This is a genomic window from Streptomyces sp. NPDC056161, from assembly GCF_042268025.1.
Classification (GTDB): Bacteria; Actinomycetota; Actinomycetes; order Streptomycetales; family Streptomycetaceae; genus Streptomyces.
The window spans coordinates 104,166-121,832 of record NZ_JBHJUV010000011.1 but is presented as its reverse complement, the minus strand read 5'-3'; the positions used below and the strand labels follow the sequence as shown (position 1 = coordinate 121,832).

12 protein-coding genes and 1 pseudogene are annotated in these 17,667 nt (G+C 72.9%); 4 read left to right on the top strand and 9 right to left on the bottom strand.

Annotation, left to right across the window (positions count from 1 at the left end):
* Nucleotides 1–3: 3 nt before the first annotated feature.
* Nucleotides 4–1,296, bottom strand: a complete 1,293-nt coding sequence (locus ACFC09_RS12895; RefSeq protein WP_376526589.1) for an ABC transporter substrate-binding protein — start codon at nt 1,294–1,296, stop codon at nt 4–6.
* A 250-nt stretch (nt 1,297–1,546) separates the two neighbouring features.
* Between ACFC09_RS12895 and ACFC09_RS12890 the strand changes: the two genes are divergently transcribed.
* Nucleotides 1,547–2,593, top strand: coding sequence for a LacI family DNA-binding transcriptional regulator (locus ACFC09_RS12890; protein ID WP_376526587.1), 1,047 nt, complete (start codon nt 1,547–1,549; stop codon nt 2,591–2,593).
* 208 nt (nt 2,594–2,801) lie between these two features.
* Here the strand turns inward: ACFC09_RS12890 and ACFC09_RS12885 are convergent, their stop codons facing one another.
* Nucleotides 2,802–5,174, bottom strand: a complete 2,373-nt coding sequence (locus ACFC09_RS12885; RefSeq protein ID WP_376526584.1) for an alpha-L-fucosidase — start codon at nt 5,172–5,174, stop codon at nt 2,802–2,804.
* A gap of 333 nt (nt 5,175–5,507) precedes the next feature.
* On the opposite strand from ACFC09_RS12885, the gene ACFC09_RS12880 reads away from it, so the two are divergent.
* Nucleotides 5,508–6,851 (top strand): amidase, encoded by a 1,344-nt coding sequence (locus ACFC09_RS12880; protein ID WP_376526581.1) that lies wholly within the window; start codon nt 5,508–5,510, stop codon nt 6,849–6,851.
* A gap of 150 nt (nt 6,852–7,001) precedes the next feature.
* On the opposite strand, the pseudogene ACFC09_RS12875 reads toward ACFC09_RS12880, so the two are convergent.
* Both ACFC09_RS12875 and ACFC09_RS12870 read right to left on the bottom strand, forming a co-directional pair.
* Nucleotides 7,002–7,124 (bottom strand): annotated as a pseudogene (locus ACFC09_RS12875) (GNAT family N-acetyltransferase); the annotation flags it as partial.
* 59 nt (nt 7,125–7,183) lie between these two features.
* Nucleotides 7,184–7,357: a hypothetical protein gene (locus ACFC09_RS12870; protein WP_376526579.1), complete on the bottom strand. Its 174-nt coding sequence runs from the start codon at nt 7,355–7,357 to the stop codon at nt 7,184–7,186.
* A gap of 457 nt (nt 7,358–7,814) precedes the next feature.
* Between ACFC09_RS12870 and ACFC09_RS12865 the strand changes: the two genes are divergently transcribed.
* Nucleotides 7,815–8,210 carry a hypothetical protein gene (locus ACFC09_RS12865; RefSeq protein WP_376526576.1) on the top strand — a complete coding sequence of 132 codons (396 nt, stop codon included), beginning with the start codon at nt 7,815–7,817 and terminating at the stop codon, nt 8,208–8,210.
* A gap of 62 nt (nt 8,211–8,272) precedes the next feature.
* On the opposite strand, the gene ACFC09_RS12860 is transcribed toward ACFC09_RS12865, so the two are convergent.
* The 4 genes from ACFC09_RS12860 to ACFC09_RS12845 form a co-directional block, all read right to left on the bottom strand.
* On the bottom strand, nt 8,273–9,766 hold the full coding sequence (locus ACFC09_RS12860; protein WP_376526573.1) for an SDR family NAD(P)-dependent oxidoreductase: 1,494 nt from the start codon (nt 9,764–9,766) through the stop codon (nt 8,273–8,275).
* Between the two features lie 154 nt (nt 9,767–9,920).
* Nucleotides 9,921–11,267 carry a wax ester/triacylglycerol synthase family O-acyltransferase gene (locus ACFC09_RS12855; protein WP_376526570.1) on the bottom strand — a complete coding sequence of 449 codons (1,347 nt, stop codon included), beginning with the start codon at nt 11,265–11,267 and terminating at the stop codon, nt 9,921–9,923.
* A gap of 144 nt (nt 11,268–11,411) precedes the next feature.
* Nucleotides 11,412–13,733 carry a GH92 family glycosyl hydrolase gene (locus ACFC09_RS12850; RefSeq protein WP_376526567.1) on the bottom strand — a complete coding sequence of 774 codons (2,322 nt, stop codon included), beginning with the start codon at nt 13,731–13,733 and terminating at the stop codon, nt 11,412–11,414.
* Nucleotides 13,734–13,969: 236 nt separating this feature from the next.
* Nucleotides 13,970–14,827 carry a (2Fe-2S)-binding protein gene (locus tag ACFC09_RS12845; protein ID WP_376526564.1) on the bottom strand — a complete coding sequence of 286 codons (858 nt, stop codon included), beginning with the start codon at nt 14,825–14,827 and terminating at the stop codon, nt 13,970–13,972.
* Between the two features lie 226 nt (nt 14,828–15,053).
* Here ACFC09_RS12845 and ACFC09_RS12840 point away from each other — a divergent pair, with 226 nt between their 5' ends.
* Nucleotides 15,054–16,244 carry a DMT family transporter gene (locus tag ACFC09_RS12840; RefSeq protein ID WP_376526561.1) on the top strand — a complete coding sequence of 397 codons (1,191 nt, stop codon included), beginning with the start codon at nt 15,054–15,056 and terminating at the stop codon, nt 16,242–16,244.
* On the opposite strand, the gene ACFC09_RS12835 is transcribed toward ACFC09_RS12840, so the two are convergent.
* A complete protein-coding gene (locus ACFC09_RS12835; protein ID WP_376526558.1) occupies nt 16,234–17,628 on the bottom strand; it encodes a peptidoglycan DD-metalloendopeptidase family protein in 1,395 nt (464 codons plus the stop codon). The two genes, ACFC09_RS12840 and ACFC09_RS12835, sit on opposite strands and share 11 nt — an antisense overlap.
* Nucleotides 17,629–17,667 lie beyond the last annotated feature (39 nt).

Sequence of the window (17,667 nt, the reverse complement as noted above, 5' to 3'; positions counted from 1 at the left end):
CGCTCAGCCCTGCTGCGTGAGGAGCTGGTCGCAGGTCTTGACGGCGTTGTCGAGAGCCGCCTTGGGGCTCTCCTTGCCCTGGAGCGCCTTGGCGACCTCGTTGCCGAGTGCCGTCTTCATCTGGTCGCTGAACAGGACCGGTGTGTAATTGACGGCGTTCTTCAGGGACTTGGCGGCGGCGACGCGGACCCGGGTGTCGTCGCTGCCGTCCTCCTTGGTGAAGTACGGGTCGTCCAGGGAGCCCGCGGTGCTCGGGAAGATGGCGACCTGCTTGGCGAACGACATCTGGTTCTGCGCGTCGGTCACGTAGTGCGCGAAGGCGACGGCGGCGGGCGTGTGCTTGGTGCGGGAGTTGACCATCAGGCCCATCACGTACATGTTGACGTGGCCGGTGCTGGTGATCTGGTCGGTGATGCCGATGTTCTTGTACAGGTTCGGCGCGTTCTTCTTGAAGTTTCCGAGGTCGAGCGCGCTGCCGGGGTTCATGGCGACGGCCTCGGTGAGGAACTTCTTTCCCGAGGACTCCGGGGTCGCGGTCAGCGCCTGCGGGTCGAGGGCCTTCGCGTCGAACAACTCCTTGTACTTCGTGAGGAGTTCCACGCCCTTTGCGTCGTTGAAGGCGAAGCCGGTGCCCTGGTCGTTCATGAGCTGGGCACCGTAGCGGCCGAAGTCCTCGATGGTGGGCACATTGGCGAGGGTGGCCACCTTGCCCTTGCTCTGCTCCGCCATCTTCAGTGCGTCGGTGAAGAGTTCGTCGTAGGTCTTCGGGGGCTGCTCCGGGTCGAGGCCCGCCTGCTCGAAGAGGGACTTGTTGTAGAACATCGGGCCGGTGTTCAGGTACCAGGGGAAGGCGTACGTCCCGGTCAACCCCGGTATCCGGTTACCGGCCCAGGCGCCGTCCAGGTACTCCTTCCGGTACTGGCCGGCGGACTTGTCGAGGTCGAGGGCGAGGCCCGCCTTGGCGAGCGGGGCGAGCAGGTCGGGAGAGACGTTGACGACGTCGGGCAGGGTGCCGCCGGCCGCGTCGGCGCTGAGCTTGTCGGGGTAGCCCTCGGCCGGCTGGTCGATCCACTTGACGTGGGTGCCCGGGTACTTCTTCTCGAAGTCCGTGATCACGCCCTCGAAGTACGACTTGAAGTTGGCGCGCAGGTTCCAGGTCTGGAAGGTGATGTCACCCTCGACCTTGCCCGAGGCGTCGGTCGAACCGCCGCCGTCGCCGCCCGATCCGCAGGCGCTCAGCGGCAGGACGAGAGCGGCGACAGCGGCCGCCGTGAAGGTTCTGCGGGAGATGCGCACAGTCCGTTGCTCCTTTGCAGTGGATGGACCGAAGTTGCCCGGCCAGACATTGCACGCCGCTCGGCGAGCAAGTCAACGGATTTCGCCAGCTAAATTCATTAGTTGCCGGATGCTCCTGGTCACATCGCTGTCAGCGGCACATCCGCCGGTACACGAAGGGGATTGCCACGATCGCTAATGCGCTTTAGAGTGCTTGCGCTCAAGCGCATTAGTGGATCGCCGTGCGGACGTCGGCGAAGAAGGGGGCAGGGTGCCAGCCAAGCGGACACCGGCGCGCCGGCCGACGATGAAGGACATCGCGCGCCGCGCCGGGGTCTCCGAGAGCGCGGTGTCCTTCGCGCTCAATGGCAGACCCGGGGTCTCCGAGACGACCCGGGCCCGGGTGCAGCGGGTCGCCGAGCAGTTGGGCTGGCGGCCGAACACGGCGGCCCGCGCGCTCTCCGGCGAGGGCGCGGCCACGGTCGGTTTCGTCCTGGCCCGGCCCGCGCACACGCTCGGCGTGGACTCGTTCTTCCTGCAACTGGTCTCCGGCATCCAGGAGGTGCTGGCGGAACGCCATCTCGGGCTGCTGTTCCAGGTGGTGGAGGACATCGGCGACGAGTGCGCGGTGTACCGGCGCTGGTGGGCGGAGCACCGGGTGGACGGTGTCCTGGTGGTCGACCCGCGGGCCGAGGACCCGCGCCCCGGTCTGCTCAACGAGCTCGGCCTGCCCGCGGTGCTGATCGGCGGGGCGCCGGACGAGGGTCACCAGGGTCTGTCCACCGTCTGGGCGGACGACGCGGGCGCGATGGCCTCGGTGGTCGACGAGCTGACCGCGCTGGGGCATCGCCGGATCGTGCACATCGCGGGGCTGCGGGACCTCGCCCACACCCGGCGCCGTATCCGCGCGCTGCGGGCGGAGGCGGAGCGGCGCGGCCTCGGCGAGGTGGAGTCGGTGACCACCGACTACTCGGACACGGAGGCCGCCGCCGTCACGCGCCGGGTCCTGGACTCCGCCGCCGCGCCGACCGCGCTCGTCTACGACAACGACGTGATGGCGGTCGCCGGCGTGGCCGCCGCGTCCGAGCTGGGTTTCTCGGTGCCGGCCGATCTGTCGGTGGTGGCCTGGGAGGACTCGGCGCTGTGCCGCATCGTCAAGCCGTGGCTGTCCGCGCTGTCACGGGACAGCGTGGAGTTCGGGAGCACGGCGGCGCGGGAGCTGCTGGCGCTGCTCGACGGCGGCCCGGCGCGGACCGTACGGGTCCCGGTGCCGCGGCTGATCGAGCGGGACAGCACGGCGGTCGTACGGGCGGGTTGAGTCCGGCCCGCCGCGGGGTGCACGCGCTGCGGGGTGCACGCGCCGCGGCGGGCGGCGGCCGGGCCGTGCGGCTCGGGTCGGCGGGGTCAGGAGCCGGGCCGTGCGCGCCGGGCGGCGGGCCGTGTCCCGGCGCGTGGGCCGACGGCGAGAACGCCGCCGGCCCGCCGTTTTGCCCGCGGTGCTCGGCCGCGAGGGTCTGTCCCTGCGCTCAGCTGCGCCACTCCACCTTGAAGACCCAGGCGTGCCGGCCCGCCTTCCGGGCGGCCGCGGGGACGTCGACGACCAGGGCGCCGTTGCTGACGCGCCAGGTCAGGGGCCGGTCGTGGCCCAGCATCGTCACCTTGTCGCCGCTGCGGACGGGCACCGGCGCATCGACGGTGAGCTTCGCGCCCGGCTCGGCCAGCGAGTGGATGTAGAAGGCGTCGTCGGGGCGGACCGTGAAGCGCAGGTCCTCGCCGAGCTGCGCCATCGACGACCAGTACGTCGTCCCGTAGATCGCCTCGCCGTTGACCCGCAGCCACTGGCCCGTCTCCCGCAGCCGGGTCTGCATGATCTCCGGGATGGTGCCGTCGGCGCGGGGGCCGATGTCGAGCAGGAAGTTGCCGTTCTTCGAGACGATGTCGACGAGGCTGTGCACGACTTCCTCGGTCGTCATGTAGGCGGAGTCCGGGGTCGCCCGGTTGTAGCCGTAGCTGCGCGGATCGAGTCCGCGGCTGGCCTCCCACTTGGCGACCACCGTGCTGTCGTACGTCGTGTACTCGGGGGTCGTGAAGTCGTGGAAGGAGATGCCCGAACGGTCGTTGACGGCGACCTCGACGGGCCGGGCGCGGTCCTTGGCGTGGTTGAAGTACTCGGCGAGGACCCGCAGGCTGTCGTTGGCGCCGCCGATGTCGCACCAGATGATCGCCGGGTCGTAGCCGCGGATCAGCTCCAGCATCTGCGCGGCCTGGTAGTCCCGCACGTAGTCCTTGCCCGCGGTGTAGCCGGTGTACGGGACGGACTGGAGGGTGTACGGGTTGCGCGGGGCGTGTCCCATCCAGGGGTTGTCGGGGTTGAACCACTCGGGCATGGAGAAGTACAGCCCGCGGTGGAGTTCGGGGGTGTAGCGCCTGGACGCCTCGAAGAGTTCCCTGACCAGGTCCCGTTTCGGGCCCATCCGCACGGAGTTGCGGTCGGAGACCTTGGTGTCCCACAGGGCGAAGCCCTCATGGTGTTTCGAGGTGAGGACGTGGTACTGGGCGCCGGCGTCCCGGAACAGTTCCACCCAGGACCTGGGGTCGAACTTCTCGGCCGTGAAGTGCGGGATGAAGTCGTCGTAGGCGAAGTCCTCGCCGTAGGTGTCCCGGTGGTAGGCGTGGACGGCGTTGGCCGGGTCCTGCATGTGGTTCCAGTACCACTCGGCGTACTGCTTGCCGACCGGCGACCAGGCGGGCACGGAGTAGACGCCCCAGTGGATGAAGATGCCGAACTTGGCGTCCTGGAACCAGTACGGCGCCTGGTGACCGGCGAGGGAGGTGTCGGTGGCCTGGTAGTCGGCCGTGCCGAGGGTCAGCTTCCGCTGCAACGCGGCGGCCTGGGCGCCCCGCCCCTGCACGCGGACCGTGCCGTCCTGCACGGTGCCGGGTGCGGTGCCCGCGCCGTTGCGGATGCCGACGCGGACCCGGGCCTGTTCGCCGGGGCCCAGGCGGCGGATGCGGGCGGGCTCGACGGTGCGGGCGCCCGGCACGTCCACGCGCACGGCGACGTCGTCGGCCGCGAGGACGGCGACGGTGCCCGCGTTGAGGACGGTGGCCTCGACGCTCTGGGCGCCGCTGGACTCCAGGAGGGACTGGGTGGAGCGCGCGTCCCGCAGGATCAGCGCCCGTCCCTGGGCGACCGGTTGCAGGCTGAGCGCGAAGACGTGCAGGGCCGTCCTGCCCTCCTCGGCCGGGCCGGTGACCGGCAGGGTGATCGCGACCGCGTCCCGCTGCGGGTCGATCCACACGTCCGAGGTCCCGATCCCGACGCTGTGCTCGTCCTTCGTGCCGTCGGGCTGGTACCGGTAGGGCGCCGACAGCGAGCCGGCCGCCGCGTACCAGTCGGCGCCGCCGAGGCCGGCGGTCGTGGTCGTGCCGTCGGCGTAGTGCACGGTGGCCTGGCCGGAGGCGTTGCCGTAGCTGCCTGCGGTGAGGAAGACGGCGGACAGGTAGCGGCCCGCGGGCAGGTCGACGCGCTGGCCGCGGGCGACGACGTTGTTCGGGGTGCCGGCGGTCGAGGCGGGGAAGTCGAAGGGCACCCCGTCGACCTCGACCCGGCCTGCGGGCAGTTCCTCGCCCGGGAAGGTGTAGCCCGAGCCGTCGAAGTCACCGCCCCGGGCGGCGGCGGTGTCGATGCCGTCGTTGTCGAAGAGGCCGGTGAGCGGCACGGTCAGCGGGTCGGGGACGGTGCCCCAGGGGGCGGGCGGGCCGTCGGCGCGGGCCTGCGTGTCGGCTGGGGCCTGCGTAGCGGCTCGGGCCTGCGGGGCGGCGGTGAGCGGCAGGGCGGCCGAGGCGGCGACCACCGCCGTGGCGCCGAGAACTTGACGTCTGGGATACGTACTCATGAGCGGCTCCCCATTCATCGGATGTCTGATGATTGAGCGGGTTCTGGATGACTGTCAATGGGTACTGGAGCCATAGCAGTTGAGCCATTGATCGGATGACCAGCGCACCGGCCGGCAGACCATCGACAGCCGGTCGGTGGAGGACCATGGGACGTCCGACAGGTGACCGGCCGTCGGAACGGTGCCGGCCGCCGGTCCTGGCGCGCGAAACCAGCAGACAGGGCAGGTGTCCGGGGTCCACGGCCTCTCGACGCGGAGCCCCGGACGGGGCACAGTGCTCTGTGCGTACTCACGAGTAGGCATCCGCATCGCCCCCGGACCCCAGGAGAGCCCGTGACGAGTTGGGTCGGAAGCACCGCCGCCGAGATCGCCGCCGCCGTACGGGAGAAACGGGCCACGCCCCGCGAGGTGGTGGCCGAGCACCTGGCCAGGATCGAACGGCTGGACGGCCGGATCGGCGCGTTCCGGACGGTGCGCGCCGAGGCCGTCCTGGCGGAGGCGGAACACCTGGAGGCCCGCTCCGATCTGACCGAACTCCCGCTCGCAGGTGTGCCGTTGGCCGTCAAGGACAACCTCGCCGTGCGCGGCGAGTCGAGCCGCAACGGCTCCGCCGCCACTGCCGACACGCCCGCCGCCGAGGACCATCTCACCGTCGCCCGGCTGCGCGCCGCGGGCGCCCTGGTCGTGGGCCTCACCAACGTGCCGGAACTCTGCGTCTTCGGCACCACGGAGGGCGTGCACGGCACTGTCCGCAACCCCTGGGACGTCACGCGCACGGCGGGCGGCTCGTCGGGCGGCAGCGCGGCCGCGGTCGCCGCCGCGATGGCACCGGTCGCGCTCGGCAACGACGGCATGGGTTCACTGCGCATCCCGGCGGCCAACTGCGGACTGGTCACACTGAAGCCCGGACCCGGGGTGGTGCCGGCGGGCATCGGCCGCGGCGACTGGTTCGGCATGGCGGAGAACGGGCCGCTGGCAACCACGGTCGGCGATCTGCGGCTGACGCTCTCCGTCCTCGCGGACGTGCCGTTCCCGCCCCCGGGCGCGCCGGTGCCGCGCCGGATCGCGGTGTCGCTGCGCAGCCCGCTCGCCGGAGTCCTCGTCAGCCGACCGTATACGAACGCGGTCCGCGCGGCGGCGGACCTGCTGGCCGGGGCGGGCCATCAGGTGCGGCGCGCCGAGCCGCCGTATCCGGCCTCGCTGGGTGTCACCGCGCTGCGGTACTGGACGGCGGGCACCGCGGAGGACGCCGAGGGCCTCGATCCGGCGCGGCTGGCCCGCCGCACCCGGGTGCAGGTGGCGATGGGCCACCGGTTCGCCGGCTCGGTCCCGGGCGACGACGGGCGCGAGCGTCTGCGCGCCCGGATGACCGAGTTCTTCGCCGGGCACGACATCCTGCTCACCCCGGCGCTCGCCCGGCACTCACCGCCGGCCGGGCCGTGGCACGAGCGGGGCTGGCTGCGCAACGTCCTCGTGAACGGGCGGTACGCGCCGCTCACCGGGACCTGGAACCTGACCGGCTGGCCCGCGATGTCCGTCCCGTTCGGCACCCTGCCCTCGGGCGCGCCCTGCGCCGTACAACTGGTCGGCCGTCCGGGAACGGAGAGTGATCTGCTGGCCCTCGCGCAGGAGTTGGAGGAGGTACGCCCGTGGCGGCGGACGGCGCCCCTCGGGTAGGCGGGGCGGGGCGCGACCGGTGCGAAGGCACCCGCGGACGCCGAGGGCGCGGCACTCCCCGGCCGGGGGCGCGGACGTCGCCCGTCCCGTTCAGCCGAGCGCCTTGCACATGACGTGCGGACCCACCCGGCCGTGCCGGGGGTGGCAACGGGCGCGGGCCGTCTCCCCGGGGGTGTCCGGGTCCCGGATGTAGGTCTCGCCGGCGGCGACGATCCGGTGCCAGAACGGCCAGATCCGCGCCCAGTCGCCGGCCACGGCCTCTCTGATCAGCATGGGCGTGAGTGTCGCACGCACGCCCATGCGTCCGCGATCGCGCCCGGGGCGGCCCCGGGTCAGTCCACGCTCGGCAGGATGTGGGGTTCGGCGAGGTCGTCCTCGTAGCCCGCCAGGCGGATCGGCGCGGACCGCGCCCACACGTCGAGGCTGCCGAGCTGTCCGGGTCGGCGGCTCGCCCGCTCCGGGCGTTCCTTCGGGCGCTGATCGCGATTCGTCTTCTCCGGTGTCACCGCGCACTCCTTATGTGTCGGGTCACCCTCGGGGCATGCCGGGCACGGTGCGGTCCGGTGCTCGACGCCCGCTCGGGTCTGAAGGGAAGGCCAGTTCGGACGCGGTGGCGCCGGTCACTCGTGGTAGAGCCGGCCGTGATGAACCGACCCCGGGACGGACCGTGGGTGTGGGTGGGACCCAGTGGTGCTGTCCGCCATCCACCAGAGTAACCAAATGAGCGGGGGTCCGCTCGATCGGGAGCGAAAACAAGCTGTAACTTCCGTGCGTCACTCAGTGCTCCATCGACACCATTTTGCTCCTGTTTGTAACGCAATGCGTCACTAAGGGTCACCCGTTCGGAGCACTCCTCGAACACAGGACCCCAGCGCTGTGCAGTTCAAGTGCCGTTGGCCGGGTCGCAAGCTCCCCATGATCTGCTGACACCAGGCAACGGCTGTCTCGCAGGAGGACTGACGCATGGAGCTGCGCAGCGTCGAGGAGCTGATGGATCTGCTGTACGCCGGCCGGTACGAGCACGCGCTGCGCACCGCCGCGCTGCTGCGCCGCGCCCGCCCCGCCGACAAGGAGCTCCAGGTGGCGGGGCTGGTGCACGGCATCGGCCCGCTGCTGTGCCCCGGCGACCCGGCCGGGCAGGCGACACGCGCCGCGCAGGCCGTGCGGCCGCTGCTCGGCGAGCGGGTGTACGACCTGGTGAGCGACCGCGGACCGGCCGCCGACGACGATCTCCAGCGGCTGCGCCACGCGACCGAGGAAGGCCGGATCGCCGCCTTCGACGCGGGGGTCCTGGAGGACTGGCGCACGGTCCTGGAACTGGTGGCGGCGCGGCACTCCCGGCTCGGCGCCGTCGACTGACGCCACCCGCCGCGCGAAACGGCCGTGCGATGTCCTCGCGCCGCCCCGGTTCCCGGCCGCGATCACCACCTGCCCGGCGCGTAGTCCTTGAGGAAGACGCCGTACAGGTCCTCGCCCGCCTCGCCCCGCACGATCGGGTCGTAGACGCGTGCGGCGCCGTCCACCAGGTCCAGCGGGGCGTGGAAGCCCGCCTCGGCGAGCCGGACCTTGTCGGGGTGCGGACGCTCGTCCGTGATCCAGCCGGTGTCCACGGCCGTCATCAGGATGCGGTCCTTCTCGAACATCTCCTGGGCACTGGTGCGGGTGAGCATGTTCAGCGCGGCCTTGGCCATGTTGGTGTGCGGGTGTCCTGCGCCCTTGTAGCCGCGGTCGAAGACGCCCTCCATGGCGGACACGTTCACGACGTAGGTCCGCCGGGCCGCCGCGGCCGCCATGGCCGGGCGCAGCCGGCTGATCAGGATGAACGGGGCCGTCGAGTTGCACAGCTGGACCTCCAGCAGCTCCACCGGCGTGACCTCGTCCACCGACTGGATCCAGCTGTTGGTGTCGTGCAGGTCGGGGACCAGCCCGCCCGCGTCGATCGCCGTACCGGCCGCGATGCGCTCCAGGGACGCCGAGCCGGAGACCAGCGCCAGGGAGGTCACGTCCGCGGCGGTCAGGGTGCCGCCGGCGATCGGCAGCTCGGCGACCGCGCCGGAGCCGAAGGTGCCGATCACCTCGGCCGCCGGCAGCTCACCGGCCGGCAGCGGGGCGGACTCGGCGGCGACCAGTTCGCCGTACGCCTGCGGGGAGCGCCGTACGGTCTGCGCCGCGTTGTTGATCAGGACGTCGAGCGGGCCCGCGGCGGCCACCGAGTCGGCGAGCGCCACCACCTGGGCGGGGTCGCGCAGATCGATGCCGACGATCTTCAGGCGGTGGATCCACTCGTCGCTGTCGGGCTGGGCCTTGAAACGGCGGATCGCGTCGTTCGGGAACCGCGTCGTGATCGTCGTGTGCGCGCCGTCCCGCAGCAGCCGGAGCGCGATGTACATCCCGATCTTGGCCCGGCCCCCGGTGAGCAGCGCACGCTTGCCGGTGAGGTCGGTGCGGGCCTCGCGGCGGGCCCGGTTCTCGGCGGCGCACTTCTGGCAGAGCTGGTGGTAGAAGTAGTCGACCTCGACGTAGCGCTGTTTGCAGATGTAACAGGAGCGGGGGCGCTGCAGTATCCCCGCGATCTGGCCCGCCCCGGTCGAGGAGGAGAGCAGGACGCCCTCGGTCTCGTCGTCGATGCGCTGGGCGGAGCCGGTCGCGGTGGCCTCGGTGACCGCCTTGTCGTGGGCGGTCTTGGCGGCCCGGCGCTCCTGCCGGCGGCGCTGCTTGACCGTGCGGTAGAGGTGCGAGGTGGCCCGGCGCACCTTGATCGCGTCGGGGTGGTCGACCTCGATCCCGTCGAGTTCCGCGAGCACGCCGAGGCACACGGCGAGGCGTTCGGGGTCGATGCCCGGCCCGTACGCCGCCTCTTCACCGGGCTCGTAGGTCCCCTCCGGGGCCGTCGGGCCGTCCTGTGTCACCGTCATCGCACTGCCGTTCCCTGATCACCGCGCGGCGCTCCGGTCGCGCCTGCCGTCGAAGGCGGAATTTTACGGAGCGCCCGGCCGCACCGCCAAACCCGGGCGGGCGGCGGGCGGCGGGCGGCGGGTGGCGGCGGCGCGGGTCCGGGCGGCGCGGCGGTCAGCGCTCGCAGACCGCGATCAGGGCCTCGACCTCGTCCGTCACCGCTCGGGCCAGCCGGTCGAGGTCGGGCACGGCCCGCGCGTCGGCGACGAGTCCGTAGTGGACCCGGCCGCGGTAGGTCGAGATCGCGACCGCCAGGGACTGGCCGGGGGCGAGCGGGGCGAAGGGGTAGACCTCGGTCAGTTGCTGCCCGCCGAGGCGCAGGCCGAGGCCGGGCAGCGGCACGCTGGTGACCAGGATGTCGAACCAGAGCCGGGCGGCCTGGCCGACGAACGGGCCGCCGAGCCGGTGCCCCAGCGCGGGCACGTGGTCGGCGAGGAGCGCCACGGCACCGGCGCCCCGGTTGGGTCCCGCGTCCTTGTTGCGGTCCATCGCGGCACGGACCGTGCCGAGGCGGCGCAACGGATCGGGGTCGCCCACCGGAAGCCGTATCAGGTAGCCGGAGAGCCGGTTGCCCTGCGGGTGGGCGGTGCGCGGGCGGCGCTTGGAGACGGGGATGAGGGCGCGCGGCGCGACCCCCTCACTGCCGTGGCCGCGCTCGTCGAGCCAGCGGCGCAGGGCGCCGGCGACGACCGCGATCAGCACGTCGTTGACGGTGCCGCCGGCGGCCTTGCGGATCCGGTGCACGTCGTCGATGTCGAGGACCACGCCCGCGGTGCGGCGCGTGCCGCTGGACGGCGCGGACAGCGCCGGGCAGGAGCGCACGTCCAGCGTGGACAGGGCGACGGAGGCGCCGATGTCCAGGGCGCGGCCGACGTCGGACAGGGCGCCCCGCAGCAGGCCGGGCAGCCTGCGTACGTCGGGTGCCGGGCGGCGCGGCGGCTCGGCGGGGCGGGGGTCGCGCCGGGGGCCCAGGTCGATGGGGTCGAGCACGCCGGCGGCGAGCTTGAGCGCCCGCAGGCCGTCGGCCAGGGCGTGGTGGAACTTGAACAGCACGGCGAAGCGGACGCCGTCCGCGCCGGGCAGGACGTGCGCTTCCCAGGGTGGCCGGTCGCGCTCCAGCGGGCACTGCATCAGCCGGCCCGCCACGGTCTGGAAGTCCTCGGTGGGCGCGTGCAGCCGCACGTGGTCCAAGGGGTCGAAGCCGGGATCGGGTTCGCGGGCCGCCCCGCCGAAGGCGAGCGGGAGGGCCAGCGGGGAGCTGATCGGCTGCCACACGTCCCGGATGCGCATGCGCAGCCCGGACACGGCGGCGGCACGGGCGGCGAGCAGGTCGGCGGCGTGCGCGCCGGCCGTGGGCGAGTGCGCGGTGAAGACACCGAGCGCGCCCAGGTGCATCGGGTGCAGATCGGATTCGATGTTCCAGAACGCCAGGTCTAGGGGGGCGAGCAGATCGGAAGTCAATGGCTTGCCTCGGATCGGCGGTGGGTGGGCGAGCAGTCAACCTCGGTCGGCGATTACGGTCAAGTACGATCAAACTACGCATAGTTAACGACATATTAAAGTCCCACCCCGCCAAAAGGGGTGGGACTCTTGAGACGCCTGAGGTCACGTCAGGGCGGGAGGCGCCGCCCCGGGCGATGTGCCCCACTCAGACGGGCGCGAGCCGACCGTGAACGCGAGGGAGCGCAGACCGCGCAGCGCGGGGGTGGTCAGGTACGTCCGCCGGTACGGCACCGAGTCCGTCCGGGCGGACTGGATGTAGCGGTCGGCGGCCGAGGTGCCGGGCGCGGTGATGGTCAGCCCGCCGCGCGGCCAGTGGCGCCGGTCGAGGGTGAGGTCGACCCGGTCGAAGACGGGCGTGGACAGGCCCCAGGTGCCGTATCCGGGCTGCACCGGGAAGATGCCGATGGACGACAGCACGTGCCAGGCCGACATGGTGCCGAGGTCGTCGTTGCCGGTCACGCCGGTCGGGGTGTCGGTGAACAGGGTCAGCGCCGCGTGCACCACGTCGGTCGTCTGCCACGGCCGGCCGGTGGAGAGATAGGTGTACGGGGCGATGAGGTCGGGCTCGTTCTGCGGGTTGTACTTGTCGGCGTTGTAGTACGCGTACGGATCGCCGTGCACCCACACCTCGCGGGCGGTGCCCGCCGGGTCGGCCAGCAGCCGGTCGTAGGCGAAGAAGGCGTCCAGCCGCTCGTTGGCCGCCCGGGTGCCGCCGATCAGGTCCACCATGCCGGGCAGGTCCTGCGGGACCAGCCACTGGTACTGCCAGGCAGTGCCCTCGTGGAAGCCGACGCTGCGCGCCGGGTCGGCCGGTCCGGTGAAGGCGCCGGAGGCGTCCCGGGCCCGGAAGAAACCGGTCGAGGCGTCGAAGACGTTGCGGTAGTTGCGGGCGCGGGCCGCGTACCGCGCGGCGTCCGCGGTGTGGCCGAGGCCGCCCGCCATCCGCGCGAGCACGGCGTCCGACAGGGCGTACTCCAGCGTCACCGAGCCGCCCTGGTGGTAGTCCGAGTCGCCGAGCTTGGCCTGCGGGCGGGCCTTGTCGTACGGGGCGAAGCCGTGCGCGATGTACTCGGCGTTGGCCTCGCGGCCCGCCATCGGCACCCCGGCCGGCGGCACGCCGTCGGCGTTCCGCTTCAGCACGCGGTAGGCCCGCTCCTCGTAGCCCTTGAGCAGCCCCTGCTGGTAGGCGTTGGTCAGGAACGGGGTGACCGGGTCGCCGGTCATGATGTTCGTCTCGACCGTGCCGTAACCCCACTTGGGCAGCCAGCCGCCCTCCTCACCGACGCGGACCACCGAGACGGCCATGTCCCGGGCCTCCCGCGGGGCGAGCAGGCCGAGGAGCTGGCACTGGGTGCGGTAGGTGTCCCACAGCGACCAGTTCTGGTAGTAGGTGAAGCCCCGCGCGCGGTGGACCTTCCGGTCCCAGCCCAGGTAGCGGCCGTCGGCGTCGTTGCCGACGTTGGGGCTCAGGAAGGAGCGGTAGAGCGACGAGTAGAAGGTGCGCCGCCGCTCCTCCGCCCCGCCGCGGACGCGGACCGTGCCCAGCCGGTCCTCCCAGGCCCGCCGGGCCGCGTCGCGCACGGCGTCGAAGGAACGGCCGCCCTCCGCGCCCAGGTTGGCCGCCGCGCCCCGCGCGTCGACGTACGACAGGGCGGTGGTCGCCGTGACGGTGCGCTCCCGGGTCGTGTCGAAGCGCAGGTAGGCGCCCCCGGGCCCGGTCCGCGACCCGGGGGTGACGGTGGCACCGTCCCAGGTGCCGTACGCGGTGAACGGCCGGTCGAAGCGGGTGACCGTGTACACGGTGTAGGGCAGGGTGTCCCGGCAGAAGCCGCGGCCGGTGATCTCGGTGCGCACGGTACGGTCGTCGAGGATCTCCACCCGGCTGGAGACCGCCTTGTGCAGCGCCTGGGCCGCGTTCAGCAGGACGTTGGCCCGGTCGGTGGCGGGGAAGGTGTAGCGCTGCACACCGGTGCGCGCGGTCGCGGTCAGTTCGGCCTCGATCCCGGACGCCAGGCCGACCCGGTAGTAGCCGGGGCTCGCCCGCTCGTCGTCGTGCCGGAACGCGGCGGCGTACCGGGCGTAGTCCGTCTGCGTGACCTCGCCGGTGGTCGGCAGCGCGGGCAGGTCGCCGCCGAGGCGGCAGCCGACGCCCGAGAGGTGGACCAGGGAGAAGCCGCGGATGCGGTCGTGGGAGTAGTCGTAGCCGGTCCTGTGCCCGGTGTCCGGGGACAGTTGCACCATGCCGAAGGGCACGGTGGCGCCGGGGAAGGTGTTGCCCTCGTTCTGGGTTCCGATGAACGGGTTGACCAGGTCGGTGAGGTGGCCGACGGTAGGCTCGGCGGCCCGTGCGGCGGGGGTGGTGAACAGCGCGGACGCCGCCATCACCCCGGCCAGGCACAGCCGCGGTCGCCAGGTCGCTCTCATCTCGGATGACCTCCGGATCTCGAATCGTTGACTGCATCCTGAGGTCCGGAGGTCCGCAAGCCCGGGATCCCGCGGGGACCGTCCGCGGCGCGTCGCCCGCACGGCGGTGCCTGGCGCCGGTGCCGGGGTCCATGGAAGCCGCAGCCGCCGCCCCGGCCCGGTCCGCCTCCGTTCCCCGGCCACCCGCCCGGGTCCGGGAGCCGCCGGGCCGGGGCCACGCGGAGGTCACCTCCCGGTCATCCGGGGTCGGCGGGCGGGGCGGGGCGCGGCGGCCGGGTGAAACAGCAGTCGCCGCAGATCCCGCCGCCGGGGACGCGGTAGTAGAGGCAGCAGCTGCGGCGCCGGAAGGCGGCTGCGGTGAAGACGCCGGTGGCGCTCAGCGGCGGGTGGGCGAAGAGTTCCGCGGTGAGCGCGCGGGCCCGGTCCGCGACGTCGTCACGGCCGCCGCCGCGCGCCCAGCGGTCCAGTTCGCGGGCCGCCCCGGCGAGCGCCGCGCCCGCGTTCCCCCACAGCAGTCCCGCCGCGGTCCCGTAGCGGGCGCGCAACGCCTCGCCGAGGGGCCGGAGATGGCCGTGCAGGACGGTGTCCGTCAGCACGGCGGCGGTCGCGGGCAGGGCGCGCACCTCGGTCAGCCACAGGTCGTCGGGGGCCGCGGCGTCCGGGTCCCAGCGCAGCAGGCGCGGGTCGAGGTCGGGTACGCCGCCGTACAGGGCGGCGCAGCCGAGCGCCACCGACCACAGCCGGGCCGCGAGCCCCTGCTGGGCGATGGACGCGCACACCCGGGGCTCGGGTGCGCGCAGCCGCTGCCCGACGACTCCCACACGGAAAGCGAGCGGACTGCCATGCGCGTCCGGCCTCGTGACGTCCTGCGACCTCGTGACGTCCTCCGGCTTCCTGAGACCGTCCGGCATCGCGTCGTCGCCCGGCCTCGTGCCGCCGCCCGGTCCGGGGGCACCGTCCGGCCTCGTGACGTCGTAGGCGTCCGCGAGCGTCGGCAGCGGCCGGGACGGCGCCACGCCCGCGGGTCCGGTCGTGCGCAGGACGAAGAAACCTCCGAGGGGACGGAGCGCGGCGAGGTCGGGATCGAGGTCCACGGACAGGAGTAGTACCAGGCCGCGGACGGCACGCGGAACCGGCGTACACCACGCGTCGCCCGCCCATGGGATGACCGGGGCAGGACCGTACTCCATCGGCAGTAGGAGGCATTGCCTGCTCAAGTACGACGACGGGAAGCACCGGGACGGGCAGAGTGTTGGACATGGAAGAAGATCGTTCGCCGCGCCGGGCCCCGCGCCTCGGCTTCACGCAGAGGAGCAGTTCATGAATGCCCTCGCGTTGTCCGTGGTGCTGTCGTTCGTCTCCGCCGTCGCCTACGCCGGCGGAGCGATCGTGCAGGAGCAGATCGCGGTGTCCTCCTCCCCCGGCGAGCGGTACGCGCTGCTGCGCCGAGGGAGCTGGTGGGCGGCGATGGCGCTGAACGGACTCGGCGGACTGCTGCACGTGGTGGCACTGGCCTACGGCCCGCTCAGCCTGGTGCAGCCGCTGGGCGCGCTGACCATAGTGTTCGCGCTGCCCATGGCGGCGTTGTTCGTCGGCCGCAGGGCCGGGGGCACGGCCTGGCGCGGCGCGGTCATGGCCACGGTGGGCCTCGCGGGCCTGCTGTCCCTGGTCGGCACGTCCGACGGGCGGTCGCTCGACGGCACCGAGCAGATGGAGGTCGGGCTCGTCACGGGCGGTGCGGTCGTGGCGCTGATGGTCGCGGGCCGGGCGGTGCACCGGCACCGGGCGGTGCGCAGCGTGCTGCTCGCCACCGCGTCCGGCATCGCCTTCGGCATGTCCTCCGTGTTCACCAAGACCGTCGCGGTCGACTGGGCCCACGGGATCGCCCTGGCGGACCTGCCGTCGCTGGCCGTGATCGGCGTGTTCGCCGTCGGCGGTGTGCTGCTGTCGCAGTCCTCGTACCGTGGCGGCGGTCTGGCCGCGCCGCTCGCCACGCTGACCGTGGTGAACCCGGTGCTGGCCGCCGCGGTCGGCCTCACGATGTTCGGCGAGACGTTCCGGCACGGCTCCGCGGGCACGGCCCTCGCGCTGGGCTGCGGCGTGCTGACGGCGGGCGGACTGATCCTGCTGACGACCGAACGCATCAGGCCCGCGGAACCGCTCCCCGCCGAGCCGCTGCCCTCGGCCGGTACGGGGTCGCTGCCCCTGTCCGCGCTCGCCGGGCCCGTGGCGGCCGGGGAGCCGCTCGTCGCACTGCCGCAACAGCGCGGCGCGGCGGACCGCGCGGAACCGGGTACCGGCCGGGCGGCCGAGCCGAGGACGGCGCCGTCGGACCCCGGTCCGGCGCCCGAGCCGAAGACCGTCGTACCGCCGGGCGGAGGGCACGAGGGCGAAGGCGGAGGGGGGACGTCGGCCCCGTACGTGCTCTCCGCCTCCTACGGCCCGTTCCACAGCGGAGTCTGCCTGCCGCTGGCGTTCCCGGACGAGCACTGCGCCAAGGTCAGATCCTGACGCCGCCGGCCCGGAGGTAGGCGAGCGGGTCGACGTCGGTGCCGAAACCGGGCCCCGTGCGCACCTCGAAGTGCAGATGCGGCCCCGTGGAGTTCCCGGTGGACCCCGAGCGGCCGATGCGCTGCCCGGCGGTCACCGGCCGGCCCGCCTTCACGGAGATCGCCGACAGGTGGGCGTACTGGGTGTAGCGGCCGTCGGCGTGCCGGATCACCACCTGGTAGCCGAACGAGCCGCCCCAGCCCGCCGAGACCACGTGCCCGGCCGCGACCGCCTTGACCGGGGTCCCGGTGGGCACCGGGAAGTCGACTCCGGTGTGGTAGCCCTTCGACCAGTGGCTGCCCGAGGCGTGGTACTGCGTGCCCGTGGCGGCGCTCACGGGCGCGACGCGGGAATGGGCGCCGGACGACGAGGCGTGCGTGCTGCCGGCTGCCTTCTTCGCCCCCGAGGTGTCTTTCTTCGCCTCTGATTTCGCCTCTGATTTCGCTTGGGGCTTCGCTTCGTGTTTCGCGTCGTGTTTCGCGTCGTGTTTCGCCTCGGGAGAGGTCTTCTTCGCCTGCTGGGCTTTCTTCTCCGTCTGCTCGGCCCGCTCCGCCTTCTGGGTCTTCTTCGTCGTCTTCTTCGTCCCGGCCGGTCTCTTCGCCTCCGGTGCGGCCTGCCTGCTGCCCGGTGCGGTCTGCCGCGCGTCAGCGGGCTTCTTCTCCGCCGCCCCGGTCCCGGTGCGGCTGCCGGTCGCCGGGGCCGCCTCGGCCCGCAGGTCCAGCCGCTGTCCCGGCAGGATCAGATCGGGGTCGGCGCCGACCGTGCTCCGGTTGGCGGAGTACAGCCGCTGCCAGCCGCCCCGCACCTGTCGGTCGTAGGCGATGCCAGAGAGCGTGTCGCCCCGCACCACGGTGTACATCCGTGCCCGGCCCGCCCGGGACTGCGGCGTGGTCTGCGGCTGTACCTCGCTCGTCGCGCTCTGGACGGGCCGGGTCGCGGCGCTCTCCGTGCGGGTACCGGAGGCATCGCCCTTGGTGAGGCCCGACGGGGGCGCGCAGGCCGGCCAGGCACCGGGTCCCTGTCCGTCGAGCACCTTCTCGGCGACGGCGATCTGCTGCTCCCGGGTGGCCAGATCGGCCCGCGGGGCGTACGCCGTGCCGCCGAAGGCCGCCCAGGTGGACTGCGTGAACTGGAGCCCGCCGTAGTACTCGTTGCCCGTGTTGACGCTCCAGTCGCCGCTCGACTCGCAGGCGGCGACCTTGTTCCAGGTGACCGCGTCGGCCGCGTGCGCCGTCGGGGCGCCGATCAGCGGGATCGCGATGCCGACACCGCCTGCCGTGGCGGTGAGCGAGGCGCGGTTGATCCTGTTCGGCTGGTACCGGCGATGCCGGCCGCGTACGGCCATTCAGAGCCCCCTCGACATGAGCAGGAGGGGCAAAGGTAA

Coding starts and splice junctions, on each gene's coding strand:
- ACFC09_RS12885 (WP_376526584.1), bottom strand. CDS start 5,174: ATGAGTACGTATCCCAGACGTCAAGTTCTCGGCGCCACGGCGGTGGTC.
- ACFC09_RS12865 (WP_376526576.1), top strand. CDS start 7,815: ATGGAGCTGCGCAGCGTCGAGGAGCTGATGGATCTGCTGTACGCCGGC.
- ACFC09_RS12860 (WP_376526573.1), bottom strand. CDS start 9,766: ATGACGGTGACACAGGACGGCCCGACGGCCCCGGAGGGGACCTACGAG.
- ACFC09_RS12850 (WP_376526567.1), bottom strand. CDS start 13,733: ATGAGAGCGACCTGGCGACCGCGGCTGTGCCTGGCCGGGGTGATGGCG.
- ACFC09_RS12840 (WP_376526561.1), top strand. CDS start 15,054: ATGAATGCCCTCGCGTTGTCCGTGGTGCTGTCGTTCGTCTCCGCCGTC.
- ACFC09_RS12835 (WP_376526558.1), bottom strand. CDS start 17,628: ATGGCCGTACGCGGCCGGCATCGCCGGTACCAGCCGAACAGGATCAAC.